This is a genomic window from Streptomyces sp. NPDC048424, assembly GCF_040651555.1.
Taxonomy (GTDB): domain Bacteria; phylum Actinomycetota; class Actinomycetes; order Streptomycetales; family Streptomycetaceae; genus Streptomyces.
In genome coordinates, this window is sequence record NZ_JBEZKE010000007.1 from 87557 (window position 1) to 111223 (window position 23667).

24 protein-coding genes are annotated in these 23667 nt (G+C 71.6%); 9 read left to right on the forward strand and 15 right to left on the reverse strand.

Annotation, left to right across the window (positions count from 1 at the left end):
- Nucleotides 1-164 precede the first annotated feature (164 nt).
- A complete protein-coding gene (locus tag AB0D29_RS12510; protein WP_362853722.1) occupies nt 165-1679 on the reverse strand; it encodes a hypothetical protein in 1515 nt (504 codons plus the stop codon).
- A 390-nt stretch (nt 1680-2069) separates the two neighbouring features.
- On the opposite strand from AB0D29_RS12510, the gene AB0D29_RS12515 reads away from it, so the two are divergent.
- The 3 genes from AB0D29_RS12515 to AB0D29_RS12525 all read left to right on the forward strand — a co-directional run bounded on the left by AB0D29_RS12515 (nt 2070) and on the right by AB0D29_RS12525 (nt 4862).
- On the forward strand, nt 2070-3911 hold the full coding sequence (locus tag AB0D29_RS12515) for an endonuclease/exonuclease/phosphatase family protein (protein WP_362853724.1): 1842 nt from the start codon (nt 2070-2072) through the stop codon (nt 3909-3911).
- Nucleotides 3912-3980: 69 nt separating this feature from the next.
- Nucleotides 3981-4463, forward strand: coding sequence for a GNAT family N-acetyltransferase (locus AB0D29_RS12520; protein ID WP_362853725.1), 483 nt, complete (start codon nt 3981-3983; stop codon nt 4461-4463).
- Nucleotides 4464-4607: 144 nt separating this feature from the next.
- Nucleotides 4608-4862, forward strand: coding sequence for a hypothetical protein (locus tag AB0D29_RS12525; protein WP_362853727.1), 255 nt, complete (start codon nt 4608-4610; stop codon nt 4860-4862).
- 88 nt (nt 4863-4950) lie between these two features.
- Here the strand turns inward: AB0D29_RS12525 and dapD are convergent, their stop codons facing one another.
- The gene (gene dapD / locus AB0D29_RS12530; protein WP_362853729.1) at nt 4951-5931 is read right to left on the reverse strand and encodes a 2,3,4,5-tetrahydropyridine-2,6-dicarboxylate N-succinyltransferase; all 981 of its coding nucleotides are present in this window, start codon (nt 5929-5931) and stop codon (nt 4951-4953) included.
- Between the two features lie 9 nt (nt 5932-5940).
- Entirely contained in the window at nt 5941-7170 is a 1230-nt protein-coding gene (locus AB0D29_RS12535; protein WP_362854022.1) for an MFS transporter, read from the reverse strand.
- 83 nt (nt 7171-7253) lie between these two features.
- Here AB0D29_RS12535 and AB0D29_RS12540 point away from each other — a divergent pair, with 83 nt between their 5' ends.
- On the forward strand, nt 7254-8129 hold the full coding sequence (locus AB0D29_RS12540; RefSeq protein WP_362853731.1) for a winged helix-turn-helix transcriptional regulator: 876 nt from the start codon (nt 7254-7256) through the stop codon (nt 8127-8129).
- 38 nt (nt 8130-8167) lie between these two features.
- On the opposite strand, the gene AB0D29_RS12545 is transcribed toward AB0D29_RS12540, so the two are convergent.
- Both AB0D29_RS12545 and AB0D29_RS12550 read right to left on the reverse strand, forming a co-directional pair.
- Nucleotides 8168-8719, reverse strand: coding sequence for a TetR family transcriptional regulator (locus tag AB0D29_RS12545; RefSeq protein ID WP_362853733.1), 552 nt, complete (start codon nt 8717-8719; stop codon nt 8168-8170).
- Complete coding sequence (locus AB0D29_RS12550; RefSeq protein WP_362853734.1) at nt 8719-9039, reverse strand: multidrug efflux SMR transporter; 321 nt, start codon at nt 9037-9039, stop codon at nt 8719-8721. The genes AB0D29_RS12545 and AB0D29_RS12550 overlap by 1 nt, the downstream gene beginning before the upstream one ends.
- Nucleotides 9040-9164: 125 nt before the next feature.
- On the opposite strand from AB0D29_RS12550, the gene AB0D29_RS12555 reads away from it, so the two are divergent.
- Nucleotides 9165-10007 carry a hypothetical protein gene (locus AB0D29_RS12555; RefSeq protein ID WP_362853736.1) on the forward strand — a complete coding sequence of 281 codons (843 nt, stop codon included), beginning with the start codon at nt 9165-9167 and terminating at the stop codon, nt 10005-10007.
- Here AB0D29_RS12555 and AB0D29_RS12560 read toward each other — a convergent pair.
- The 9 genes from AB0D29_RS12560 to AB0D29_RS12600 form a co-directional block, all read right to left on the reverse strand.
- Nucleotides 9991-11322, reverse strand: coding sequence for a hypothetical protein (locus tag AB0D29_RS12560; protein ID WP_362854023.1), 1332 nt, complete (start codon nt 11320-11322; stop codon nt 9991-9993). The genes AB0D29_RS12555 and AB0D29_RS12560 overlap by 17 nt on opposite strands.
- A 254-nt stretch (nt 11323-11576) precedes the next feature.
- Nucleotides 11577-11921: a metal-sulfur cluster assembly factor gene (locus AB0D29_RS12565; RefSeq protein WP_030009139.1), complete on the reverse strand. Its 345-nt coding sequence runs from the start codon at nt 11919-11921 to the stop codon at nt 11577-11579.
- On the reverse strand, nt 11918-12379 hold the full coding sequence (gene sufU, locus AB0D29_RS12570; RefSeq protein WP_362853738.1) for a Fe-S cluster assembly sulfur transfer protein SufU: 462 nt from the start codon (nt 12377-12379) through the stop codon (nt 11918-11920). Before sufU ends, AB0D29_RS12565 begins: the two co-directional genes overlap by 4 nt.
- 36 nt (nt 12380-12415) lie before the next feature.
- Nucleotides 12416-13672, reverse strand: a complete 1257-nt coding sequence (locus AB0D29_RS12575) for a cysteine desulfurase (protein ID WP_189973804.1) — start codon at nt 13670-13672, stop codon at nt 12416-12418.
- On the reverse strand, nt 13669-14433 hold the full coding sequence (gene sufC, locus AB0D29_RS12580) for a Fe-S cluster assembly ATPase SufC (RefSeq protein ID WP_362853740.1): 765 nt from the start codon (nt 14431-14433) through the stop codon (nt 13669-13671). The genes AB0D29_RS12575 and sufC overlap by 4 nt, the downstream gene beginning before the upstream one ends.
- 7 nt (nt 14434-14440) lie before the next feature.
- Complete coding sequence (locus AB0D29_RS12585) at nt 14441-14758, reverse strand: bifunctional 3-phenylpropionate/cinnamic acid dioxygenase ferredoxin subunit (protein ID WP_319723179.1); 318 nt, start codon at nt 14756-14758, stop codon at nt 14441-14443.
- Nucleotides 14758-15936 (reverse strand): Fe-S cluster assembly protein SufD, encoded by a 1179-nt coding sequence (sufD, locus tag AB0D29_RS12590; RefSeq protein WP_362853741.1) that lies wholly within the window; start codon nt 15934-15936, stop codon nt 14758-14760. The genes AB0D29_RS12585 and sufD overlap by 1 nt, the downstream gene beginning before the upstream one ends.
- 70 nt (nt 15937-16006) lie before the next feature.
- On the reverse strand, nt 16007-17422 hold the full coding sequence (gene sufB / locus AB0D29_RS12595) for a Fe-S cluster assembly protein SufB (protein WP_362853743.1): 1416 nt from the start codon (nt 17420-17422) through the stop codon (nt 16007-16009).
- Entirely contained in the window at nt 17419-18180 is a 762-nt protein-coding gene (locus AB0D29_RS12600; RefSeq protein ID WP_362853745.1) for an ArsR family transcriptional regulator, read from the reverse strand. The genes sufB and AB0D29_RS12600 overlap by 4 nt, the downstream gene beginning before the upstream one ends.
- Nucleotides 18181-18548: 368 nt before the next feature.
- Between AB0D29_RS12600 and AB0D29_RS12605 the strand changes: the two genes are divergently transcribed.
- The 4 genes from AB0D29_RS12605 (at nt 18549) to AB0D29_RS12620 (ending at nt 22450) form a co-directional block, all read left to right on the forward strand.
- Complete coding sequence (locus AB0D29_RS12605) at nt 18549-19475, forward strand: ABC transporter ATP-binding protein (RefSeq protein ID WP_362853747.1); 927 nt, start codon at nt 18549-18551, stop codon at nt 19473-19475.
- Nucleotides 19472-20254 (forward strand): ABC transporter permease, encoded by a 783-nt coding sequence (locus tag AB0D29_RS12610; protein ID WP_362853749.1) that lies wholly within the window; start codon nt 19472-19474, stop codon nt 20252-20254. The genes AB0D29_RS12605 and AB0D29_RS12610 overlap by 4 nt, the downstream gene beginning before the upstream one ends.
- A 68-nt stretch (nt 20255-20322) precedes the next feature.
- Nucleotides 20323-21456 carry a hypothetical protein gene (locus AB0D29_RS12615; protein ID WP_362853751.1) on the forward strand — a complete coding sequence of 378 codons (1134 nt, stop codon included), beginning with the start codon at nt 20323-20325 and terminating at the stop codon, nt 21454-21456.
- A 4-nt stretch (nt 21457-21460) separates the two neighbouring features.
- Complete coding sequence (locus tag AB0D29_RS12620; RefSeq protein ID WP_362853752.1) at nt 21461-22450, forward strand: COX15/CtaA family protein; 990 nt, start codon at nt 21461-21463, stop codon at nt 22448-22450.
- A gap of 44 nt (nt 22451-22494) precedes the next feature.
- On the opposite strand, the gene AB0D29_RS12625 is transcribed toward AB0D29_RS12620, so the two are convergent.
- Complete coding sequence (locus tag AB0D29_RS12625) at nt 22495-23595, reverse strand: amidohydrolase family protein (protein ID WP_362853754.1); 1101 nt, start codon at nt 23593-23595, stop codon at nt 22495-22497.
- Between the last annotated feature and the right edge of the window lie 72 nt (nt 23596-23667).

A 23667-nucleotide genomic window follows, 5' to 3' on the forward strand; every position in this document is an offset into this window, starting at 1 on the left:
CACGTGAACGGCGGCTGAACTACCCACGAAGAGGATCAGTCCCCTTGCCGGTGGTCGGAATGGCCAACTCCGGCCCCAGGAACGGCGCATTGTCGCCACCGGACCAGCCACCCGACCAGCCGCCCCACCCGCCACTCCGCCGGCCGCCCCACCGGCCGCCCGGCTCAGGGGCGGCGGGAGCGCGCCTTGAACGCGGCCTTGCGGGCCTCCTTCGCCGCCTTCTTGTCCGGGTGCAGCCGGCCCATCGCCTCCAGGACGTACGCCGTCGCCGGGTGCTCCACCCGCCACACCTGCTCGAAGAATCCCGCGTGATGCGCGGTCAGGGTCTCCATCAGGAGCGGCAGCTCCTCCGTCTCCCCGTCGGCGGCCAGCTGCGCCGCGATCGTGTCGACCGTCAGCCAGAACACCATCTCCGGGTCCGGCGCCGGTACGTCGGCCACCCCGCGCTCCGCCAGCCAGACCCGGGCGAGCCCGCCGAGCTCCGCGTCGTCCAGCACCGCCCGGACCGCCGGCTCGGCCTCGGGCCCGGCCGGCGCCAGGGCCTGCTGGCACCGGAGCCGGCGCAGCGGGCCGCCCTCGTCGTCACCGCGCGCGGCGGCCAGCAGTTCGGCGACCGCGGCGGGCAGTTCGCGGCCTGCCAGCCACTGTTCGATCTCGGCCTGGGCGGCGTTCTCGGGGTAGAAGGAGACCGCGTCGAGCAGTGCGTCGGCGCCCTTGTCGGCCAGTTCGCCGACGGCGGGGGCCTCGACCCCGGCCTCCAGCATCCGGGCCCGGATCCCGTACAGGCCGAGCGGGGTGAGGCGGACCATGCCGTAGCGGGAGACGTCCTCTTCGTCCGCGGCGCCCGCGGTCTCCGGCTCCAGGGGTCCGTCGGCCTCCGCCATCAGCTCCTCGTCGACGGGCCGGAACTCGACCAGCCCGATCGGCTCCAGCTGCCTGAACTGGTCGTCGAGGCGCATCATCGCGTCCGAGACCTGCTCCAGCACGGCGTCGGTGGGCTCGCCCATGCCGTCGGGCACGACCATCGACGCGGCGAGCACCGGCAGCGGAACCGGACGGTCCGCCGCCCCGCCCTCGGTGACGGTGAGCAGGTAGAGGTTGGCGAGGACCCCGTCGAGGAAGTCCGCCTCGCGGCCCGGGTTCCAGTCCAGCTGGTCGAAGTCGATCTCGCCGCCCGCGTCCAGCGCGTCGACGAGGCCGTCCAGGTCGGGCACCGCCGCGTCGGCGAGCACGGTGTCCAGGGCCGCCAGCCAGAGGTCGAGCACGTCGCCGGGGGCGCCGCTCGTCACCAGTGCCAGGTCCTCGCCGGGCGCGGCCGTGCCGAACGCCTCCTCGCCGCCCTGCCCGGCGCCGTCGCCCTTCCCGGGGCCGTCACCCTGTCCGGCGTCCTCCTCCGGCTCCGTCACATCGACCAGGCCGGTGTCCACGGCCACCCGCCAGGCCTGCCCCGCGTACCCGGCGGAGTCCTCGTCGGCGGCGTCGAGGCCGAGCACCGCGACGGCCTCGGGCAGCTGGTCCGCGACGAGTTCGCCGCCGATGTCGACGCGCGTTCCGGGTCCGGCCCAGCGGGCGAGGCGTACGGCGCGCGCGAACAGCGGGGCGACGAGGGCGTCGCGGGCCAGTTCCGCGTCGGAGTGCAGCCGTACCGGCGGCAGCGTGGGGTGCGACTCTGCGGACATGGTGCTGTTCTCCTCGCGGACGCGGTGGGGCCGGGCGCGCAGCCGGGCGGGCGGGTCGAAACGGCCGGTTGGTCCGTCATGTGCGCGCGGACATCGGCGACATGGCCGACATGACAGGCAGGGCGGCGCAGGGCAGATGTGGCGCAGATGACAGCGGTGGCCGTCGTTCGGCGCCCCAGCGTAGACGCATTTCGGGACCATCCGGCGGGCCATCACCTTTGGTTCATCCCACAGTCAGCTGTCGTATTCCCTGGAGGGCTTGACAACTTTGCTGGCCACACAGGAAATTGACGCGCGTAGATGTATCGGGAGCGGCACGCCTCCCGCAGATCTCGCTGCGACCCCGCTGCCGCGCCCCTCCTTCCCTCTCCCACACCGGAGTTCCTGCCCATGCGCTCCTCGCATCCCCGTTCCGCCGCCGTCGCGGCCCTCGTCGCCACCGCACTGGCCACCGGCCTGCTCGCGGGCTCCGCCGACGCGGCCGAAGGCGCCGTGTCCGCCGATCCGATACGCATCCACGACATCCAGGGCACCACCCGCATATCCCCGCTGAACGGCAAGCAGGTCACCGACGTCGAGGGCATCGTGACGGGCGTGCGGACGTACGGCTCGCGCGGCTTCTGGATCCAGGACCCGGACGCCGACGACAACGACGCCACCAGCGAGGGCGTGTTCGTCTTCACCAGCTCCGCCCCGACCGTCGCCGTGGGCGACGCGGTCAAGGTCTCCGGCACCGTCGGCGAGTACGTCCCCGGCGGCCTGACCTCCGGCAACCAGTCGGTGACCCAGATCTCCAAGCCGACGGTGACCGTGGTCTCCTCCGGCAACGCGCTGCCCGAGGCCACCGCGATCAACGAGTACTCGGTGCCCGCCGAGTACGCCCCGGCGGGCGACCCGGCCGCCGCCGGCAGCATCAACGGCCTGACCCTGGAGCCCGCGCGCTACGCCCTGGACTACTACGAGTCCCTGGAGGGCATGAACGTCAAGATCGGCACCTCCCGCGTGGTCGGCGCCACCGACCCGTACTCGGAGCTGTGGGTCACGGTGAAGGGCTGGGAGAACACCGCCAAGCGCGGTGGCACGATCTACGGCTCCTACGAGTCCCAGAACACCGGCCGCCTCCAGATCCAGCAGCTCGCGCCCCTCGCGCAGCAGCCCTTCCCGGTGGCCAACGTCGGCGACAAGCTGACCGGCACCACCGAGGGCCCGCTGGACTTCAACCAGTTCGGCGGCTACACGCTGGTGGCCCGCACCCTCGGCACGGTCAAGGCGGGCACCCTCGCCCCCGAGAAGACCAAGCCGCAGGTCGAGCAGGAGCTCGCGGTGGCCACGTACAACGTGGAGAACCTCGACCCGACCGACCCGCAGGAGAAGTTCGACGCGCTGGCGAAGGCGGTCGTCGAGAACCTCGCCTCCCCCGACGTCCTCGCCCTGGAGGAGATCCAGGACGACAACGGCGCCAAGAACGACGGCACCGTCTCCGCCGAGCAGACGCTGACGAAGTTCACCGCGGCGATCACGGCGGCGGGCGGCCCGGCCTACCAGTGGCGGACCGTCAACCCGGAGGACAAGAAGGACGGCGGCGAGCCCGGCGGCAACATCCGCCAGGTCTTCCTCTTCAACCCGGCGCGGGTCTCCTTCACCGAGCGCGCCCCGGGCGACGCGGTGACGGCGACCGGCGTGGTCAAGGAGAACGGCAAGGCCGCCCTGACCCACTCCCCCGGCCGCGTCGACCCCGCGAACCCGGCGTGGGCGGACAGCCGCAAGCCGCTCGCGGGCGAGTTCGTCTTCCGCGGCAAGACCGTCTTCGTGATCGCCAACCACTTCGGCTCCAAGGGCGGCGACGAGGGCCTGACCTCGCACCACCAGCCGCCGGTCCGTTCCTCGGAGGCCAAGCGGCTCCTGCAGGCGCAGGCCGTGAACGGCTTCGTCAAGGAGATCCTGGCGGCGGACAAGAACGCGAACGTCCTGGTCCTCGGTGACATCAACGACTTCGAGTTCTCGGCGACGACGGACGCGCTCGCGGACGGCGGGGCGCTGTACCCGGCGATCAAGTCGCTGCCGAAGGCGGAGCGCTACTCGTACGTCTACCAGGGCAACGCGCAGGTGCTGGACCAGATCCTGACCAGCCCGGCGATCAAGAAGTTCACGTACGACAGCGTGCACATCAACGCGGAGTTCGCGGCGCAGAACAGCGACCACGACCCGCAGGTGCTGCGCTTCCGCCCGTAACACCCCGCTCCCACGAGCCGCAGGGGGTCCGGCCGCCGTCACGGCCGGACCCCCTGCCACAATCCGGCCATGACCTTCCGCAACGCCACGCGCCGGGACCTGCCCGCCGTACTCGCCCTGCTCGCCGACGAGGACCAGGTCCTCGACCCGGCCTCGATCGTGGTCGGCGAGGCGCACGAGCGGGCCTTCGCCGCCATCGAGGCGGACGCCCGCAACGAGATGCTGGTCCTCACGGACGGGGCGGACCGGACGGATGGGGCGGGCGAGACGGGCGAGGTCGTCCTCGGGTGCCTCCAGCTGACGTACATACCGGGCCTGGGCCAGAACGGCCAGGAGCGGGCCGTGGTGGAGGCCGTACGGGTCCGCGCGGACCGGCGGGGCGCGGGACTCGGCGCGGAACTGATGCGCCTGGCCGTCGAGCGGGCCCGCGAGCGCGGCTGCGGCCTGGTCCAGCTGACGAGCAGCAACCGGCGCACCGACGCCCACCGCTTCTACGAGCGGCTGGGCTTCGCACGCAGCCACGAGGGCTTCAAGCTGCAGCTGAAGCCGTAACGGGCGCTTCCCGGGCAAGATGGGGGACTTTCGGCCCTGGCGTGACGCTCGACACATCCCTACCGATTCCACCGCTTGTGGTGTTGAGTGTCTGCACGCCCGATCTTGTCCGGCTTGTACTGCCCGCCTCCCTGGAGGATCCGCGTGTTCCCCTCCATCTCCCTCGCCCAGGAAATCGGCCTCGCCGTGCTGCTCGTGGCCGTGATCGTCTGGGTCGTCGGCCTCGGCCACATGCTGTGGGACAGCCGCTTCCACCTGCCGGAGCCGGCCGCCCCCGAGGGTCTGCCGATGATCCCGGCCCAGCGCGGCTCCGCCGGGCACCCGATGGAGACGGTGGAGCTGACCGAGGCGGAACAGCAGGCCTTCGCCGGCCTGATCCGCACGATCCCCCTGCACTGACGCCGGACTCGTCCACACCCGGCACGTACGCCGAGCGCCCTCCCGGTCCACGGAAGGGCGCTCAGTCGCAGGCGGGTGCGGGGGTACGTCAGTTGTGGCTGTGCAGGACCTCGTTCAGGCCGCCCCAGGCCGCCTTGTACGGGCGGGCCTCGACGGCGCCGGTGACCGAGTTGCGGCGGAAGAGGATGTTGCTGGCGCCGGAGAGCTCCAGGGCCTTGACGATCTGGCCGTCCGGCAGGGTGACGCGGGTGCCCGCCGTCACGTACAGGCCGGCTTCCACGACGCACTCGTCGCCCAGCGCGATGCCGACGCCGGCCTCGGCGCCGATCAGGGTGCGCTCGCCGATCGAGATGATCTGCTTGCCGCCGCCCGAGAGGGTGCCCATGGTGGAGGCGCCGCCGCCGATGTCGGAGCCGTCGCCGACCACGACGCCCGCGGAGATGCGGCCCTCGACCATGGAGGTGCCGAGGGTGCCCGCGTTGAAGTTGACGAAGCCCTCGTGCATGACGGTGGTGCCCTCGGCGAGGTGCGCGCCGAGGCGGACGCGGTCCGCGTCGGCGATGCGCACGCCCTTGGGGGCGACGTAGTCGGTCATCCGCGGGAACTTGTCGATCGAGGTCACCTGGAGGTGCAGGCCCTCGGCGCGCGCGTTGAGGCGGACGGTCTCGACCTGGTCGATCGCGACCGGACCCAGCGAGGTCCACGCGACGTTGGCCAGCAGGCCGAAGACGCCGTCGAGGTTCTGGCCGTGCGGCTTGACCAGGCGGTGGCTGAGCAGGTGCAGGCGCAGGTACGCGTCGTGCGCGTCCAGCGGCTTGTCCTCCAGGGAGGCGATCACCGTGCGGACGGCTACGACCTCGACGCCGCGGACCGCGTCCGTGCGGATCGCCTTGGCCGCGGCGGCGCCGAGGAGCTCCACGGCCTGCTCGGCGGTGAGGCGCTCGGTGCCGGCCGGGCCGGGCTCGGCGGTCAGCTCGGGGGCGGGGAACCAGGTGTCGAGGACGGTGCCGTCGGCGGTGAGGGTGGCAAGTCCGGCGGCGACGGCGCCGGTGGTACGCGTAGCAGTCATGCCCGAAACCTAACCGGCGACGGCATGAGGTTGCGAACCGGTCTCATGTGCCGGTCGGACCGCGTGTCGCCGCTGCCTGGCGTGGGCCCACAGGACCGCCCCGCCGGCCCCCGCCGCCAGCACCACGCACAGCGGCCACAGCAGCCCGGGCGCGGCGGAGTACAGCGCTCCGCCCAGCGGCGGGCCGAGTACGACGCCGCTGGCCGAGACCCCGGCGTACAGGCTCTGGTAGAGCCCGATGGCGTGCGGGGGCGCCTGGTCGGCGACGTAGGCCGTGGCGGGGGTCTTGTAGAGGATCTCGCCGAGGCTCAGCAGCACCATCATGGCGACGGCCGCCGCGATCCCGGTCCCGAGCAGCAGCGCCCCGTACCCGGCGCCCACGAGCAGGAGCCCTGTGCCGACGACGCGCAGCGGCGGGCGGGCGCGCAGGGCGACGGCTGCCGGCAGTTCCAGGACGAGGATGACGGCGCCGTTGAGGGCGATGATCAGCCCGTAGGCGCCGGTGTCGAGGCCGTGGTCGGCGAGGTAGACGGGGAAGGTCGAGTACTGCTGGCGGTAGATGACGTCGACCACCAGGATCGCGCCCAGCAGGACGAGGACCGCGGGCCTGGCCCGGAGCTCCCCCCATGCGCCGCGGCCCAGACCCCCGTCCGGGGCCGCGGCGGGGGTGCGGTCCGCGCTGCGTGCCGGGACGACCCGGGCGGTCCACAGCGCGAAGAAGAGGATGCCGACGCCGTCGGCGACGAAGAGCCAGTCGTAGGAGAGGCCGGTCGCGATCAGTGCGCCCAGCGGCGGGCCGAGGGTGAAGCCGCCGTTGGAGACGCAGCGGACGACGGCGAAGGCCTGGCGGCGCGCCCCCTCCGGGACGAGCACGGCGACGAGCGCGGCGTTGGCGGAGCGGATCGCCCCGAGGGCGTACTGGGCCAGTGGCAGGACGGCGAGCAGCGCGCCGGTGGGCAGCGCCGGCAGGAGGACGAGGCCGGCGCCGGCGAGGAACGAGGCGATGAGCAGGACGCGGCGGTGGCCGTAGCGGTCTCCGTACCCGCCGCCGGTGAAGTTGCCCGCGATCAGGCCGATGCCGCCGACTCCGGTGACGAGGCCGGCCTCGGTGACGGAGAGTCCGCGCGGGCCGGTCAGGTACACGAAGACGAAGACGAAGGTGAAGCTGGACACGGCGTTGACGAACACGCCGGGCGAGAGCATCCAGATCGCTCTCGGTACCTCTTTGAAGCCTTGCAGCACGTCCCGCCCCCGAGTTAGTTCCTTTTGGGAACTGACTATGTCAGCATGACAACCTCGGGTCAACGGACAAAGGAGCTCCCATGGCCCAGCGCACACACCTCGGCGACGCGGACTGCGCCATCGCCCAGGCCCTCGACGTGGTGGGCGACTGGTGGACGCTGCTGATCGTGCGCGACACCGCGCGCGGCCTGCACCGCTTCGACGAGCTCCAGCGCGAGCTGGGGATGTCCCGCAAGGTGCTGACGGAGCGGCTGAAGATGCTCGTCGAGGCCGGGGTGCTGACGCGCGAGCCGTACCAGGAACGACCGGTGCGGTACGAGTACCGGCTGACCCCGCGCGGGCGGGGGCTGCTGCCGGTCCTGGTGGCCCTCCAGGACTGGGGAGACACCTGGGTCCTGGGAGAGGGAGAGATGACGGCGACGACCGACGAGGCCTCGCGGGAGGCGGAACGGGTGCACGCGCTGCGCGGCACGCGGGTGCCGGAGCTGCTGCTGCCGGACCGTTTCGGCGGGCTGAGCGACCCGGTGGCGGACACCCCGTTCACGGTCCTGTACTGCTTCCCGGGCGCGTACGCGCGCGCCGAGGCCTACCCGCCGGGCTGGGCCGGCATCCCCGGCGCCAAGGGCTGCACGTTCGAGTCGTGCACGTACCGCGACCAGCTCGCGGAGTTCACCGCGGCCGGCGCCACCGTGCACGGGGTGTCGGCCCAGCGCCCGGACGAGCAGCGGGAGTTCGCGGAGCACGAGCGGCTGCGGTTCCCGCTGCTCTCGGACGCGGACCTGGCGCTGACGGCGGCGCTGCGGCTGCCGACGTTCCGTGCGGCGGGGGTGACCCGGATCAAGCGGCTCACCCTGGTCGTGGACCGCGACCGCACGGTCCGCGAGGTGATCTACCCGATCCGGGACATCGAGGCGAGCGTGGCCACGGCGCTGACGACGGTCCGCTCCGCGCGATAGCCGGGCCACGGGTCGGCACGGCCACGGGTCGGCACGGCCTAGGCGCCGCGGAGCACCCGTCCCAGGACCTCGCGGGCGTACGGCTCGTCGTACGGGGCGTCCGTCAGCAGGACCTGGAGGCCGATGCCGTCCATGACGGCCACCAGCGCCCGCGCCGTCACCGGATCCGTCCGCAGGGCGAGCGCGGCGGACATGGACGCGCACCACTCCGACGCCACCGGCCGCAGCGCCGGGCGGCGCAGGGCCGCGAGGTAGAGCTCGTACTCCAGCTCGACCCGGCTCCGGTCCGCCGCCAGGAACTCCCCCAGCAGCCGGGCCAGGGCCCGGGCGAGGTCCGTGTCCGGGTCGGCCAGCGCCGCCGAGTCCGCCAGCGCCCGCGCGAAGCTCTCGTTGGACTGGCGCAGCGCCGCGACCAGCAGGTCGTCCAGCGTCTTGAAGTGGTACGTGGTCGACCCGAGCGGTACGTCGGCCTCCGCGGCCGCGCTGCGGTGGCTCAGCCCCGCGATGCCCTTGGCCCCCACCACCCGGATCGCCGCGTCGATGATCCGCTGCCGCCGGTCCGGGTCGTAGCGCCGCACGCCGGGGGACATCAGTGCGCTCCGCCGAGGTTCAGCAGGACCACCCCGCCGATCACCAGGACGATCCCGGCGATCTTCGCGGCGGTGGCCGCCTCCCCCATGAACACCATGCCGATGGCGGCGATGGCGGCGGTGCCGACGCCCGCCCATATCGCGTAGGCCGTTCCGACCGACATCGACTTGAGCGTCTGCGCGAGCAGGGTGAAGGCGATGACGTACCCCAGCAGGGTGCCCAGCGAGGGCCACAGCTTGGTGAAACCGTCGCTGTACTTCATGGCGGTGGTTCCGGCGACCTCGGCGGCGATGGCCGCGGCAAGCAGTACGTAGGGCATGTGTACAAGGGTACACATCGATGCGTACACCTGTACATAAAGCGACCCGCCGCACGACCCGGGACTCCTGCGGCCCGCGGCGCTACCCTGTCCGCCTCCTGGGGAGACGAAGGGGCGGCCCGCGCATGGCGCAGCATTGGACCCATCAGGGCGGCGGCTGGCTGCCCCCGCGCTCTCCCCGGCCCGGCGTGATACCGCTGCGCCCCCTCACACCGGGGGAGATCCTCGGCGGCGCCCTCGTCACCCTGCGCCGCTACGGCGGCCGGTTGCTCGGCGCCCTGCTCCTCGGCCAGCTCGGCGGTCTGCTGCTGGTCGCCGCGGTCGCCGGGGCGGCCACCCTCGCCTCCCTGACCCGCACCGCCGGCAGCCGGGCCTTCGTCTACGCCCTCGTCCCGGCCTTCGCCCTGTTCCTGCTGTTCGGCTGGGCCCTCTCCGGCGCCCTGGCCGCGGCCCTGCTCCGGCCGGCCGTGCTCGGGCGCCGCGTCGCCGTGCGCGAGCTGTTGCGGGCCGCCCTGCCCCGGACGCCCGCGGTGCTCGGCGCCCGGCTGCTGTCCCTGCTCGCCGCCGTCGGGCCGGGGGCCGCCGCCTTCGCCGCCGGGCTGCCGCCGCTCGCGCTGCTCCCCCTGGCCCCGGTCGCCCTGTGGCTCGCCGTCCTCTTCGCCCTGGCGCCCACGGCCGCCGGGTACGAGGGGCTCGGCCCCGTGGCGGCCCTGCGCCGCTCGGCCCGCCTGGTGCGCGGCGCCTGGTGGCGGACCCTGTGCGTCACCGCTCCGGCGGGCGCGTCGGCGCTGGGGGCCGCGTACGCCCTCCAGTACTGGTTCGGCGCCCTCGGCGTGCTGCTCGCGCCGGCCCTGCTGCCGGCCTTCCCCCAGCTGACCGCCGGCCTGCTCTACGCCGACCGGCGGCTCCGCCGTGAGCACCTCTCCGGGTCCCTCACGGCGGAGCCCCTGATCACGGGTTCAGCGTGAACCAGGCCGCCCGCGCCTTCTTCCACTCGGCGTGCGTCAGGTCCTTGGCCTCGGTGCCGTCGCCGTAGAGGTCCGCGGACCCGCTGTCGGTGACCAGCTGCACCCGGGCGCCCGCGGCCGTCAGGTCCGGGACCTCCACGACGGCCTCCCAGCCGCCGGGGTCGGTGGTCGGCAGGTCGGCCCGCTTGACCGGGGAGTGCCCGGCGACGCCGTCCCACTGGTAGAGCGCGTACGGGTCGGAGTTGTCGTCGGCGGCCCACGAGCCGGCCAGGATCAGGTACTGCCCGGCCGCGTTCTTGCGCAGGTCCCGGACGGCCAGCCCGCCGAGGTCCAGCTCGATGCCCGCCCCGAAGACGGCCTTGGACCCGTTCGCCAGGACCTTGTCGAAGTTGGTGACGGGCACGATCAGCGCCCTGCCGCCCGGCACGGCCGGTGCCAGGGGGGCCCGGAAGCCCAGGTAGGCGGTGGTCGTGGAGCCGGGCGCGAACTCCAGGCCCTCGACGTTGAAGCCGTCGATCTGCTTGGGCGCCTCGCCGTCCGCGGTGCCCGCCGCGAAGCCGTAGCGGTTGCCGTTCGCCTCGTCCCAGGCGACCAGGTCCTCGCGGAGCTTCTTGTACGAGCGCCCGTACGCCAGCTGCGTGCCCGTGCCGGACCCGCTCACCGTGGTGGTGAACACCGTGTTCCGGGGCGCCTTGTACTCGCCGTCCTTGTTGTTGCCGAGCGAGCCCGTCCAGTAGATGGTGTCGCCGATCCGGGTCGCCCCCTCGATGTCCACCTCCTTGCTGACCCCGAGCTGCGAGCTGAAGTCCCAGGTCTTCACGGGCGCGCCCGAGCGGGACCGGTCGTACAGGCGCAGCACGTTGGACTCGTCGTCCGCCACCACCGCGTACCCGCCGCCCACGTCCACGGCGGCCGAGGCGTCCGCGGAACCGGTGAAGTAGCGCGCGTCGGCCGGGTTCTGCACCGCGGCCGAGGCGGCGTAGGAGAGGGTCTTGGTGGCGGTCTTGCCGCCCAGCCCGGTCACCTTGACGGTGAGGTTGGTGTAGCCGCGGCCGCGCGCGGAGACGGCCAGCTGCCGCACCGCCCCGGCGCCGGTGACGGTGACGTCGCCGGTCCCGGCCACCGAGGCCTTGCTCGACGCCGAGGCGCTGACCGTCAGGGCGGAGGCATCGGCCCCGCTCTGGCCGACGGTGACGTTCACGACCGGGTCCCCGACGGCCCCGACGGCCCCGGACAAGTAGGACGCGGACAGGGCGATCGTCGGCGTCCCGTACGTCACGGCCTGTGCGGGCGCGGTCAGCCCGACGATCAGCAGGGCGGCGGCGCCGGCTGTCCCGGCGGCGAAACGAACGGTCACGGAGGGTCCTCTCGTATGCGGCGCCACGTCGTGACGGCCGTCGAGAAGGTTCGGCGACGGTGGACAACTCCGGGTGCACGCCGTCCGTCCACCCGGAGAACAGCGTTCCGGATCAAGAAGACATGCGCGGGACGGAGCGGGAGGGCAGGGGCCGGAACGCAGAGAGGGCCCCCGGCACGACCGTGCCGGGGGCCCTCATCCGCAGGCGGTGATCAGACGTTGAAGCCGAGCGCGCGGAGCTGCTCACGACCGTCGTCCGTGATCTTGTCCGGGCCCCACGGCGGCATCCAGACCCAGTTGATCCGGAGTTCGCTGACGATGCCGTCCGTCGCCGACTTCGCCTGGTCCTCGATGACGTCCGTCAGCGGGCAGGCCGCCGAGGTCAGCGTCATGTCGAGGGTGGCGATGTTCGCGTCGTCGATGTGGATGCCGTAGATCAGGCCCAGATTGACGACGTCGATGCCCAGCTCGGGGTCGACCACGTCGTAGAGGGCCTCGCGGACCTCTTCCTCGGTGGCGGGCTTGATCGACGCCTCGGGCGTCGCGTTCTCGGTCATGCCGTCTTCCTCTCCGCGTCGCCCAGAGCCTGGGCGGTCGCGTCCTTCCACGCCATCCAACTCAGCAGAGCACACTTCACGCGAGCCGGGTACTTGGAGACGCCGACGAACGCGACCGCGTCCTCCAGCACCTCCTCCATGGCCTCGTCGGGCTCGACCTTGCCCTTGGACTGCATCATCTCCAGGAACACGGCCTGGATCTTCTGCGCCTCGGCCAGGTCCTTGCCGACCAGCAGCTCATTGAGTACGGACGCGCTGGCCTGGCTGATGGAGCAGCCCTGGCCCTCGTACGAGACGTCGGTGAGCGTCTCGCCGTCGTACTTCACGCGCAACGTGATCTCGTCGCCGCACGTCGGGTTGACGTGGTGCACCTCGGCGTCGCCGTCGCGCAGGCCACGCCCGTGCGGGTGCTTGTAGTGGTCCAGGATCAGTTCCTGGTACATCGAATCCAGCTTCACAGCGTCCTCGTCAGCCTCATCGTCGTCGACTCGTCGTCACCCGAAGAAGTTCCGTACGTGCTCCAGCCCGTCGATCAGCGCGTCGACCTCGGCCGGAGAGGAGTACAGATAGAAAGACGCTCGCGTCGTCGCCGGAATTCCGTAGCGCAGGCAGACGGGGCGCGCGCAGTGGTGTCCCACGCGGACCGCGATGCCCTGCTCGTCCAGCACCTGGCCGACGTCGTGCGGGTGGATGTCGCCGAGGACGAAGGAGATCGCGGCGCCGCGGTCCTCGGCCGTGGTGGGGCCGATGATCCGCAGGTCGGGCACCTCGGCGAGGCGCTTGATCGCGTACTCGGTGATCGCGTGCTCGTGCGCGGCGATCTTGTCCATGCCGATCGCGGACAGGTAGTCCACGGCCGCGCCGAGGCCGACGGCCTGGGCGATCGGGGGCGTACCGGCCTCGAACTTGTGGGGCGCCGGGGCGTAGGTCGAGGCGTGCATCGACACGGTCTCGATCATCTCGCCGCCGCCGAGGAACGGCGGCAGGTCCTCGAGGAGCTCCTGGCGGCCCCAGAGGACGCCGATGCCGGTCGGGCCGCACATCTTGTGGCCGGTGAAGGCCACGAAGTCGGCGCCGAGCGCCTGCACGTCCAGCGGCATGTGCGGAGCGGCCTGGGAGGCGTCGATCAGCACCAGGGCGCCGACGTCCTGGGCGCGCCGGACGATCGCCTCGACCGGGTTGACCGTGCCCATGATGTTGGAGACCAGCGTGAAGGAGACGATCTTCGTCTTCTCCGTGATGACCTCTTCGATGTTGGACAGGTCGAGCCGGCCGTCGTCGGTGAGGCCGAACCACTTCAGCTTCGCGCCGGTGCGCTGCGAGAGCAGCTGCCACGGCACGATGTTGGAGTGGTGCTCCATCTCCGTGATGGCGATCTCGGTCTCGCGGTCGACCCGGTAGGGCTCGTCCGCCCAGCCGAGCATGTTCGCGACCAGGTTGAGCGACTCCGAGGCGTTCTTGGTGAAGATCACCTCGTCGCGGCTCGGCGCGTTGATGAAGGCGGCGACCTTGTCGCGAGCACCCTCGTACAGCGCCGTGGCCTCCTCGGCCAGCACGTGCACGCCACGGTGGACGTTGGCATTGTGCTGCTCGTAGTACTCGTTCAGCGCGTCGAGCACCTGGCGCGGCTTCTGCGAAGTAGCCGCGTTGTCCAGGTAAACGATCTTCTTCCCGTCGTGGACCACACGATCCAGCAGGGGGAAGTCCTTGCGGATCGCCTCGATGTCGAGGAGGCCAGGCAGCTGTGTCACGCGGTCGCGCCACCCTTCACGTACTTGTCGTAACCCTCGTTCTCCAGCTGGTCGGCGAGCTCGGCGCCACCGGACTCGGCGATGCGGCCGTTCGCGAACACGTGCACGAAGTCGGGCTTGATGTAGCGCAGGATGCGCGTGTAGTGGGTGATCAGCAGGGTGCCGACCTCACCGGTCTCGCGGACGCGGTTGACACCCTCCGAGACGATGCGCAGCGCGTCGACGTCGAGGCCGGAGTCGGTCTCGTCGAGGATCGCGATCTTCGGCTTCAGAAGCTCCAGCTGCAGGATCTCGTGGCGCTTCTTCTCACCGCCGGAGAAGCCCTCGTTGACGTTGCGCTCGGCGAAGGCCGGGTCCATGTGGAGCTGCTCCATCGCGGACTTGACCTCCTTCACCCAGGTGCGCAGCTTCGGCGCCTCGCCGCGGATGGCGGTGGCCGAGGTGCGCAGGAAGTTGGAGACCGAGACGCCGGGGACCTCGACCGGGTACTGCATGGCGAGGAAGACGCCGGCGCGGGCACGCTCGTCGACGGACATCTCCAGGACGTCCTCGCCGTCGAGGGTCACGGTGCCACCGGTGATGGTGTACTTCGGGTGACCGGCGAGCGAGTACGCGAGGGTGGACTTGCCGGAGCCGTTCGGACCCATGATGGCGTGCGTCTCACCCTGCTTGACGGTGAGGTCGACGCCCTTGAGGATCTCGCGGGCGCCGTTCTCGGCCTCGACGGAGACGTGCAGGTCGTGGATTTCAAGCGTTGCCATGGATACCTCAGGACTCCTGGGTGAGGGAGACGAGCACGTCGTCCCCTTCGATCTTTACGGGGTATACGGGAACGGGGCGCGTCGCGGGCAGACCGGAGGGCTTGCCGGTGCGCAGGTCGAAGGCCGACCCGTGCAGCCAGCACTCGATCATGCAGTCCTCGACCTCGCCCTCCGAGAGGGAGACGTTCGCGTGCGAGCAGATGTCGTTGATCGCGAACACCTCCCCGTCGGTGGAGACGATGGACACCGGCGTGCCGTCGAGTTCCACCCTCTTCGGGGTGTTCTCCTCCAGCTCGCTCAGCGTGCAGGCCTTGACGTAATTCATCAGACGGAACCCTGGAGCTCGGTCTCGATCTTGGTGAGCAGACGCTCCTCGATGTCCGGGACACCGATCTGCTGGACGAGCTCGGCGAAGAAGCCGCGGACGACCAGACGGCGGGCCTCGTCGGCCGGGATGCCGCGGGCCTGGAGGTAGAAGAGCTGCTCGTCGTCGAAGCGGCCTGTCGCCGAGGCGTGGCCGGCGCCGACGATCTCGCCGGTCTCGATCTCCAGGTTCGGCACCGAGTCGACCCGCGCGCCGTCCGTGAGGACGAGGTTGCGGTTCATCTCGTAGGTGTCGGTGCCCTCGGCGGTCTTCTCGATGAGCACGTCACCGATCCACACCGCGTGGGCGTCCTGGCCCTGGAGCGCGCCCTTGTAGACCACGTTCGACTTGCAGTGCGGCGCGACGTGGTTGACCAGGAGGCGGTGCTCCTGGTGCTGGCCGGCGTCCGTGAAGTACAGGCCGAAGAGCTCGGCCTCGCCGCCGGGGCCCGCGTAGGTGATCCGCGGGTGGATGCGGACGACGTCGCCGCCGAAGGTGACCACGATCGACTTGAAGGTCGCGTCGCGGCCGATCAGCGTGTTGTGCTGCGAGCAGTGGACGGCGGTGTCGTCCCAGTCCTGCACGGAGACGACGGTGAGCTTGGCGCCGTCGCCGACCAGGAAGTCGACGTTGGCGGCGCGCACGGCGTCACCGGTGTGGTCGATGACGATGACGGCCTCGGCGAAGGCCTGCACGTCGAAGACGGTGTGCCCGAAGGTGGTGCCGCCCTCGCCGTGCAGCGTGAGGCGCACCGGCTCGGTCAGGACGGCCTCCTTGGGCACGGTGACGACCGTGGCCTTGGCGAAGGACGAGAACGCCTGGGCGGCGATCCGGTCCACCGGGATGCCGGCCTTGCCGATGCGCGCGTCGCCGCGGTCCACCGACTCGACGGTGACGCCCTCGGGCGCGTCGATCTGGGCCTTGATGGCGCCGTCGGCGACCGCGGTGCCGTCGTGGAGACCACGCAGGCGGGCCAGCGGGGTGAAGCGCCACTCCTCCTCGCGGCCGTGGGGCACGGGGAAGTCCGCCACGTCGAAGGACGGGGGGGCACTCATCCGGGTGGCGACGGTGGACTCGGCGGCCACCGCGATCGCGCCGGCGGTGGTCGAACCCGCCGGAATGTTCTGAGCCTCAGCCATGGCTGTCGTCTTGCTCGCTCTCGTGTCTGCGTCTAGAAGAATGTGCTGCGGGAAGGGCGGGCGGCCGGAACTAGCCGACCGAACCCTCCATCTGCAGCTCGATCAGCCGGTTCAGCTCCAGGGCGTACTCCATGGGCAGCTCGCGCGCGATGGGCTCGACGAAGCCGCGCACGATCATGGCCATTGCCTCGAACTCCGTCATGCCGCGGCTCATCAGGTAGAAGAGCTGGTCGTCGGAGACCTTGGAGACGGTGGCCTCGTGGCCCATGGAGACGTCGTCCTCGCGGACGTCCACGTAGGGGTACGTGTCCGAGCGGGAGATGGTGTCGACGAGGAGCGCGTCGCACAGCACGTTGGACTTCGAGCCGTGGGCACCCTCGCCGATCTCGACCAGACCGCGGTACGAGGTGCGTCCGCCGCCCCGCGCCACCGACTTGGAGACGATGTTCGAGGAGGTGTTCGGCGCCATGTGGACCATCTTGGAGCCGGCGTCCTGGTGCTGGCCCTCGCCCGCGAAGGCGATGGAGAGGGTCTCGCCCTTGGCGTGCTCGCCCATCAGGTAGACGGCCGGGTACTTCATGGTGACCTTGGAACCGATGTTGCCGTCGATCCACTCCATGGTCGCGCCCTCGTACGCCACGGCGCGCTTGGTGACCAGGTTGTAGACGTTGTTCGACCAGTTCTGGATCGTCGTGTAGCGGCAGCGGCCGCCCTTCTTGACGATGATCTCGACGACGGCGCTGTGCAGCGAGTCCGAGGAGTAGATCGGGGCGGTGCAGCCCTCGACGTAGTGGACGTAGGCGTCCTCGTCGACGATGATCAGCGTCCGCTCGAACTGGCCCATGTTCTCCGTGTTGATACGGAAGTAGGCCTGGAGCGGGATGTCGACCTTGACGCCCTTGGGGACGTAGATGAACGACCCGCCGGACCACACGGCGGTGTTCAGCGACGCGAACTTGTTGTCGCCGACCGGGATGACCGTGCCGAAGTACTCCTGGAAGAGCTCCGGGTGCTCCTTGAGCGCGGTGTCCGTGTCGAGGAAGATGACGCCCTGCTCCTCCAGGTCCTCACGGATCTGGTGGTAGACGACCTCGGACTCGTACTGGGCGGCGACACCGGCGACGAGGCGCTGCTTCTCCGCCTCCGGGATGCCGAGCTTGTCGTACGTGTTCTTGATGTCCTCGGGCAGGTCCTCCCAGGAAGCGGCCTGCTTCTCGGTGGAGCGCACGAAGTACTTGATGTTGTTGAAGTCGATGCCCGAGAGGTCGGAGCCCCAGTTCGGCATGGGCTTCTTGTCGAAGAGCTTGAGACCCTTGAGGCGGAGGTTCAGCATCCACTCGGGCTCGGACTTCTTCGCCGAGATGTCGCGGACGACCTCTTCGGACAGACCCCGCTTGGCAGCGGCACCGGCCGCGTCGGAGTCGGCCCAGCCGTATTCGTAGGTGCCCAGGCCATCGAGCTCAGGGTGAGCAGTCTCCGTGGTCATGCGGGGTTCCTCCCGGCCGTACTTGCAGATACTGATGTGTCGGTCTGTGTGGTGCCCGCGCTGCGCGGAATGAACGTCGTGCACACTCCGTCGCCGTGGGCGATCGTGGCGAGGCGCTGCACGTGCGTTCCCAGCAGGCGTGAGAAGACCTCGGTCTCCGCCTCGCAGAGCTGTGGGAACTGCTCGGCCACGTGGGCGACCGGGCAGTGGTGCTGGCAGAGCTGTTCACCGCTGTGCGGACCGGGAGCGCTCTTCGCCGTAGCAGCGTACCCGTCCGCGGTCAACGCCTTGGCCAGGGCCTCCGCCCGGTCCCCGGGGGCGGCCGCCTCGACGGCTTCCCGGTAGCCCCGCGCCTGCGTCTCCATCCGCGCCCTGGCGAAGGCGGCGACGGCCGCCTCGCCCTGTTCGCCGCCGCCGACCGACTGCGCGATCCAGCGCATGGCGTCGGCGGCGAGGGTGTCGTAGGACTGGTCGAAGGCGTCGCGGCCGCAGTCGGTGAGCGCGAAGACCTTGGCGGGCCGACCCCGGGTGCGCGCACCGTACACGCGCTGCTCACGGGGTTCGACCACGTCGTCGGTGACGAGCGTGTCGAGGTGGCGGCGGACGGCGGCCTGGGTGAGGCCGAGGCGCTGCGCGAGGTCGGCGACGGTGGACGGACCGTGGTCCAGGATCGAGCGCGCCACTCGGTTGCGGGTTGACCGCTCCCCGGTGGCGAGCTCCCCCTGGGGGGTCTCGTTCTGCCGTTCGCCGTATTTCACAACGCCATTGTTGCGTAATTAGTCGAGCCCCGACAAGCCGTGACGGAGGCCACTCCTGGTGGCCTCCATCACTAAGGGTTACCTTATTTGTCGACGCAGAGTTATTTGGAGGGGGACATTCCGCAATCCTCCCGGGCCGCTCCTGTGAACCGGTAAACCGCTCCCCACCAGCACACCTCGACCCATTGGCGTTCCCCGTCACAGCGAACACCGAGTTCCGGAAAAGCTCACGGAAAGCGGCTGGGTCATCCAGGAGAGTCGGATCGAAAAGAGCCGTATTTCGCTACGCCAGGTCGGTGTCGGGCCGCCTTTCACCCCTCGACCCCGGGGCCCGCGCCCCCTCCCGCGGCTCCGTAGACTCACCCCTCATGAGCAACGACCCCGCCGTGGAGATCCGCGGACTGGTGAAGCGGTACGGCACCAAGACAGCGGTGGACGGCCTGGACCTCACCGTCCGTACGGCCTCCGTCACCGCGGTCCTCGGTCCCAACGGCGCGGGCAAGACGACCACGGTGGAGACCTGCGAGGGCTACCACCGCCCCGACGCCGGAACCGTCCGCGTCCTCGGCCTCGACCCCGTGGCCCAGGCCGAGGCCCTGCGCCCGCGGATCGGCGTGATGCTCCAGTCCGGGGGCGTCTACTCCGGAGCCCGCGCCGTCGAGATGCTGCGCCACATGGCCAAGCTGTACGCCGACCCGCTCGACGTCGACACCCTGGTGGAACGCCTCGGACTCGGCGGCTGCGGCCGCACCGCCTACCGCCGGCTCTCCGGCGGCCAGCAGCAGCGCCTGGCCCTGGCCATGGCCGTCGTCGGCCGCCCCGAGCTGGTCTTCCTGGACGAGCCCACCGCCGGCCTGGACCCGCAGGCCCGCCGCGCGACCTGGGACCTCGTACGGGAGCTGCGCACCGACGGGGTCACCGTCGTCCTCACCACCCACCACATGGACGAGGCCGAGCAGCTCTCGGACGAGGTCGCCATCGTGGACGCGGGCCGGGTCATCGCGCACGGCAGCCCCGAGCAGCTCTGCCGGGGCGGCGCCGAGAACACCCTGCGCTTCACCGGCCGCCCCTCGCTCGACCTCGCCTCGCTGCTGAAGGCACTGCCCGACGGCACCCAGGCCGCCGAGCTCCTCCCGGGCACCTACCGGGTCACCGGCGACGTCCACCCGCAGCTGCTGGCCACCGTCGCCTCCTGGTGCGCACAGCACGGCGTGATGCCGGACAGCCTCACGGTGGAGCGGCACACCCTCGAAGACGTGTTCCTGGAACTGACCGGTAAGGAGCTGCGCGCATGAGCGCCGGCACGTTCACCCCCAATCCGGGGGCCGCGCCCGTCTCCCGCATGATCCTCGCGCAGACGGCTCTGGAGACCCGGATGCTGCTGCGCAACGGTGAGCAGCTGCTGCTGACCGTGATCATCCCGGCGCTGCTGCTGACCCTCTTCTCCGCCGTGGACATCGTCACCGTGCCCATTGAAGAGGGGGGCGGCGAGAAGTCCGTGGACTTCCTCGCCCCCGGCATCCTGGCGCTCGCCGTGATGTCCACCGCCTTCACCGGCCAGGCCATCGCCACCGGCTTCGACCGCCGGTACGGGGTCCTCAAGCGGCTCGGGGCCTCCCCGCTGCCGCGCTGGGCCCTGATGGCCGCCAAGACCCTGTCGGTGCTGGTCACCGAGGTGCTCCAGATCGCCCTGCTGACGGTGATCGCCTTCGCCCTGGGCTGGTCCCCGCACGGGAACCCGCTGTCGGTGGCCGCGCTGATCCTGCTGGGCACCGCCGCCTTCTCCGGGCTGGGGCTGCTGATGGCGGGCACGCTCAAGGCCGAGATGACCCTCGCCGCCGCCAACCTGGTGTTCCTGCTGCTGCTGGTCGGCGGCGGGGTGATCGTGCCCCTGGAGAAGTTCCCGGAGGCCGCGCAGTCCGTCCTGGGGCTGCTGCCCATCGCCGCCCTGTCCGACGGTCTGCGCGAGGTGCTCCAGCACGGGGCCGCGCTGCCGTGGGGCGACGCGGCCGTGCTCGCCGGCTGGGCCGTACTCGGTCTGGGCGCCGCCGCGCGGCTCTTCCGCTGGGAATGAAACCCTTCCCCTCGCGCTGAGAATGCCGCGAGGATGGGCGCCTCCACACATGAAGCCGGGGGGCGGACATGGTGCAGCGGGAGGCCGTACTTCGGCTGGACGAGCAGTGGGCACAGGTGCGGTCGGGGGCGGCGCACGCGGAACCGGAGGAGCGCGAGCGGCTCCTCGACGAGCTGATCGGCGCCCTGCGCCCCCTCGCGGACGACCCGCAGTGCACCGCGCTGCTCGGGCTGCGCCTCGCCGACCGGGCCGCCCTGAGGTTCGCCGCGGGGGACCGCGCGGGCGCGCTGGCCACGATCGAGGAGGGACTGCGCAGCTCCGAGCGCGCGGCCCGGTACTCCCCCGAGTTCGCCCGCTGGTACGCCCGCGGGCTGATCAACCACGGGGTGTGGCTGGCCTGGCCGCTGAGCGACGGGGCCCGGCTGCCGAAGCACCCGCTGGGCCCGGCCGCCGGCGAGGGGCCGAGCGCCATGGAGCGGGCGGCCGGTGAGCGGGCCCGTGACCTGACCCGGAGCGCGGTGGAGGTGTGGGCGGGACTGGACCAGCACGATCCGGTCAACCGGCGGGGCCTCGCCCAGGCCAAGGTGTTCCTCGGGGACCGCCTCGCCGAGCTGGGCTTCGCCGAGGACGCGGTGGCCTGGGCGGTGGACGCGGAGTCCGACTTCCGGCAGCTGCTGCTCGCGGATCCCGCCGCGGAGGAGTCGGAGGAGGCCGAGGAGGCCCTGGACCACATCGGCCGCCAGCTGGAACTGCGCCTGCGCTTCCTGGCCTTCGAGTCCCTGGTCGGCCTGCGCGCGCGGGGGCTGATGCCCGAACGGCTGCTGCCGCAGGCCGTGGTGGCCGCCCGCATCCAGGGGGTGGAGGAATCCGAGGTCGCGGCCCGACTGCGCCTCGACCCCGAACAGGTGCGGACGATGCTGGAGGTCACGCCCTGGCTCGCGGTGTGGCGCTTCGAGGTGCGCGGTCCTGACGGACTGTGGAACGTACTCGAGCATCCCTGGCACAGCGCCACAGAAGTAAGGAATCGGACGGCCGAGGACGTAGCGGGCGAATTGCTGCGCGGATTCACCGGCTCGGCGGACCACCCGGGCGACGGCGCCCCCTGGCGCATCCTGCTGTGGTGGCACGAGGAGGGCGAACCCGCGGGAGCGAAGTACCGCCTGGTCGTCGGCCCGGACGCCACCATGGGCACCCCCTCGTGAAACTTTGCACAAGGGGTCGCCTACGATATGGGGCGTGTTGAACCCCCTCGCCCACATCGCCAGCCGCTGGACCCCGTCACCCCGGACCGTCCAGCGGGCCGCACTCGCCGCGCTCGTCATGAGCGTGGTCATCGTCGTCACCGGCGGCGCGGTACGGCTGACCGGGTCCGGCCTCGGCTGCGACACCTGGCCCAAGTGCACCGACGACAGCCTGATCGTGACGCAGGAGCAGGGCTTCCACGGCGCCATCGAATTCGGCAACCGCATGCTGACCTACGTGCTCAGCGCGGCCGTCGGCTGGGCCATCATCGCCGCCCGCTCGGCCGAGCCCTGGCGGCACTCCCTGACGAAGCTCGGCTGGGTGCAGTTCTTCATCGTGATGGCGAACGCCGTACTGGGCGGCATCACCGTCCTGACCGGGCTCAACCCCTACAGCGTGGCCGGGCACTTCCTGCTCGCCACCGCGCTGATCACCGTGACGACGGTCACCTGGCAGCGCACCCGCGAGGGCGACGGCTCCCCCAGGCCGCGCGTGCCCGGCCCGGTGCGCAAGCTGTCGTGGGCGCTGGCCGCGACCACCCTCGTCCTGATCGCGGCGGGCACCGTCGTGACCGGCTCCGGTCCGCACGCCGGTGACAGCAGCGAGATCCGGCGCATGCCCTTCGACTGGGACGCCACCGTCCACGTGCACGCCATCGCCGCCTGGCTGGTGTGCGCCCTCGCCGTCGCGATGTGGCTGGTCCTGCGCGTCGTGGACGCTCCGGTCGACACCCGGGCACGCGCCCGCGACCTGCTGGTCGTGCTGCTCTCCCAGGGCGCCATCGGCTACGTGCAGTACGCCACCCAGGTCCCCGAGCTCCTGGTCGCCGCCCACATGCTGGGCTCCTGCCTGGTGTGGATCGCCGTGGTCCGCGTCGCGCTGAGCCTGCGCGAGCGGCCGGCCGAGCAGGCGGAGATCCCCTCCCAGGGCGACCCCCAGCTCTCCGCCGTCTGATCCCCCAAGACCCGTCAGGTCCTGTCGGGCCCCGTCAGGACCCGTCAGGACCCGTCGGGGCCGTCCAGGCGGTAGACCCGGCGGGCGTTGCCCGCCGCGACCAGCCCGGCCACCCGGTCCGCGTCCCGCCAGGACCAGGACCCCTCGGCGACCCAGCCGCCCAGCACCCGGCCCAGCGCCTCCCGGAACACCAGGGCGCCCACCGCGTGCAGTTCGGGCAGCTGCCGGCCGCCGCTGGAGAACAGCACCTTCCCGAACGGCGCCAGCTCCAGCAGCTCCGCCAGGACCGCCGCCGCCCGCGCCCCGGTCTGCCCGAGGGCCGCACCGGCATCGGCGTAGACGTGCGGGAAGGCCGCGGCGAGCTGCGCCGTGTGCCGGTGGTGGGGGTAGCCGCCGATCAGCACCAGCCGCGCGCCCAGGCCCGCGGTGGCCCGTACGAACTCCGTCAGCGGGGCGGGATCGCCCGCGCCCGTGTGCAGCTGGAGCGGCAGCCCGGACGACACCGCGCTCCACAGCAGGTGCCGCAGGAGTACGGGATCCCGTACGGCCCCGCCCCTGGGCCGCCCGGCCAGCCACCGCCCGGCCGCCCCGCGCACCTCTCCGGGACCGGGCGGATCGGGTACGGAGACCGGGGCGCCGGCGCCGTCGAAGGCGGCCGCGCAGGTGAAGGCCGCGGCCCCGGCGGCGGCGTGGTGGACGGCCTCGGCGAGATTGGCGAGGAAGGCGGACACCGTCCCGGAGGTGTCGGCGACCTGCTCGGCCAGTAACTCCAGCCGGACCGACTCGAAGGCCTCGGCGTCCCCGGCGAGCGCCAGCTCCTTGGGCCCGGTGAGGTCCCCGGCCACCCCGGTGTCGACCAGGTACGCGGCGACCCCGGCCCCCCTGAGCAGCCGCCGGGTCGACTCGGCCGCGCCCAGCTCGCGCCGCCGCGCCAGATAGCGGGCGGGGGCGGCGTGCGGCTCCAGCCCCAGCAGCGGCGGGCACCAGCGGCGCACCGCGAAACCGGTCTGGGTGTCGAAGAAGGTGGTGCCCGCGGCGGGCGGGCCGGCCGAGCGGATCAGCTGGGCCTCGAAGGTGCCCAGGCCCAGCTCCGTACGGAGTACTCCGTGGCAGTACTGGTCCACCATGGGCGGCGTTTCGATCATCCGGGCATCCCGTTGCGGACGTGAGGAAGGGGCTTCCACACGTCCTAACGGGTGAGCGGGGTGTGAGGTGTT

Bases quoted from the DNA above. Each gene is read 5' to 3' on its own strand.
- AB0D29_RS12510 (WP_362853722.1), bottom strand. From the start codon at position 1,679: ATGTCCGCAGAGTCGCACCCCACGCTGCCGCCGGTACGGCTGCACTCC.
- AB0D29_RS12515 (WP_362853724.1), top strand. From the start codon at position 2,070: ATGCGCTCCTCGCATCCCCGTTCCGCCGCCGTCGCGGCCCTCGTCGCC.
- AB0D29_RS12520 (WP_362853725.1), top strand. From the start codon at position 3,981: ATGACCTTCCGCAACGCCACGCGCCGGGACCTGCCCGCCGTACTCGCC.
- dapD (WP_362853729.1), bottom strand. From the start codon at position 5,931: ATGACTGCTACGCGTACCACCGGCGCCGTCGCCGCCGGACTTGCCACC.
- AB0D29_RS12540 (WP_362853731.1), top strand. From the start codon at position 7,254: ATGGCCCAGCGCACACACCTCGGCGACGCGGACTGCGCCATCGCCCAG.
- AB0D29_RS12545 (WP_362853733.1), bottom strand. From the start codon at position 8,719: ATGTCCCCCGGCGTGCGGCGCTACGACCCGGACCGGCGGCAGCGGATC.
- AB0D29_RS12550 (WP_362853734.1), bottom strand. From the start codon at position 9,039: ATGCCCTACGTACTGCTTGCCGCGGCCATCGCCGCCGAGGTCGCCGGA.
- AB0D29_RS12555 (WP_362853736.1), top strand. From the start codon at position 9,165: ATGGCGCAGCATTGGACCCATCAGGGCGGCGGCTGGCTGCCCCCGCGC.
- AB0D29_RS12565 (WP_030009139.1), bottom strand. From the start codon at position 11,921: ATGACCGAGAACGCGACGCCCGAGGCGTCGATCAAGCCCGCCACCGAG.
- sufC (WP_362853740.1), bottom strand. From the start codon at position 14,433: ATGGCAACGCTTGAAATCCACGACCTGCACGTCTCCGTCGAGGCCGAG.
- AB0D29_RS12585 (WP_319723179.1), bottom strand. From the start codon at position 14,758: ATGAATTACGTCAAGGCCTGCACGCTGAGCGAGCTGGAGGAGAACACC.
- sufD (WP_362853741.1), bottom strand. From the start codon at position 15,936: ATGGCTGAGGCTCAGAACATTCCGGCGGGTTCGACCACCGCCGGCGCG.
- sufB (WP_362853743.1), bottom strand. From the start codon at position 17,422: ATGACCACGGAGACTGCTCACCCTGAGCTCGATGGCCTGGGCACCTAC.
- AB0D29_RS12605 (WP_362853747.1), top strand. From the start codon at position 18,549: ATGAGCAACGACCCCGCCGTGGAGATCCGCGGACTGGTGAAGCGGTAC.
- AB0D29_RS12610 (WP_362853749.1), top strand. From the start codon at position 19,472: ATGAGCGCCGGCACGTTCACCCCCAATCCGGGGGCCGCGCCCGTCTCC.
- AB0D29_RS12615 (WP_362853751.1), top strand. From the start codon at position 20,323: ATGGTGCAGCGGGAGGCCGTACTTCGGCTGGACGAGCAGTGGGCACAG.
- AB0D29_RS12625 (WP_362853754.1), bottom strand. From the start codon at position 23,595: ATGATCGAAACGCCGCCCATGGTGGACCAGTACTGCCACGGAGTACTC.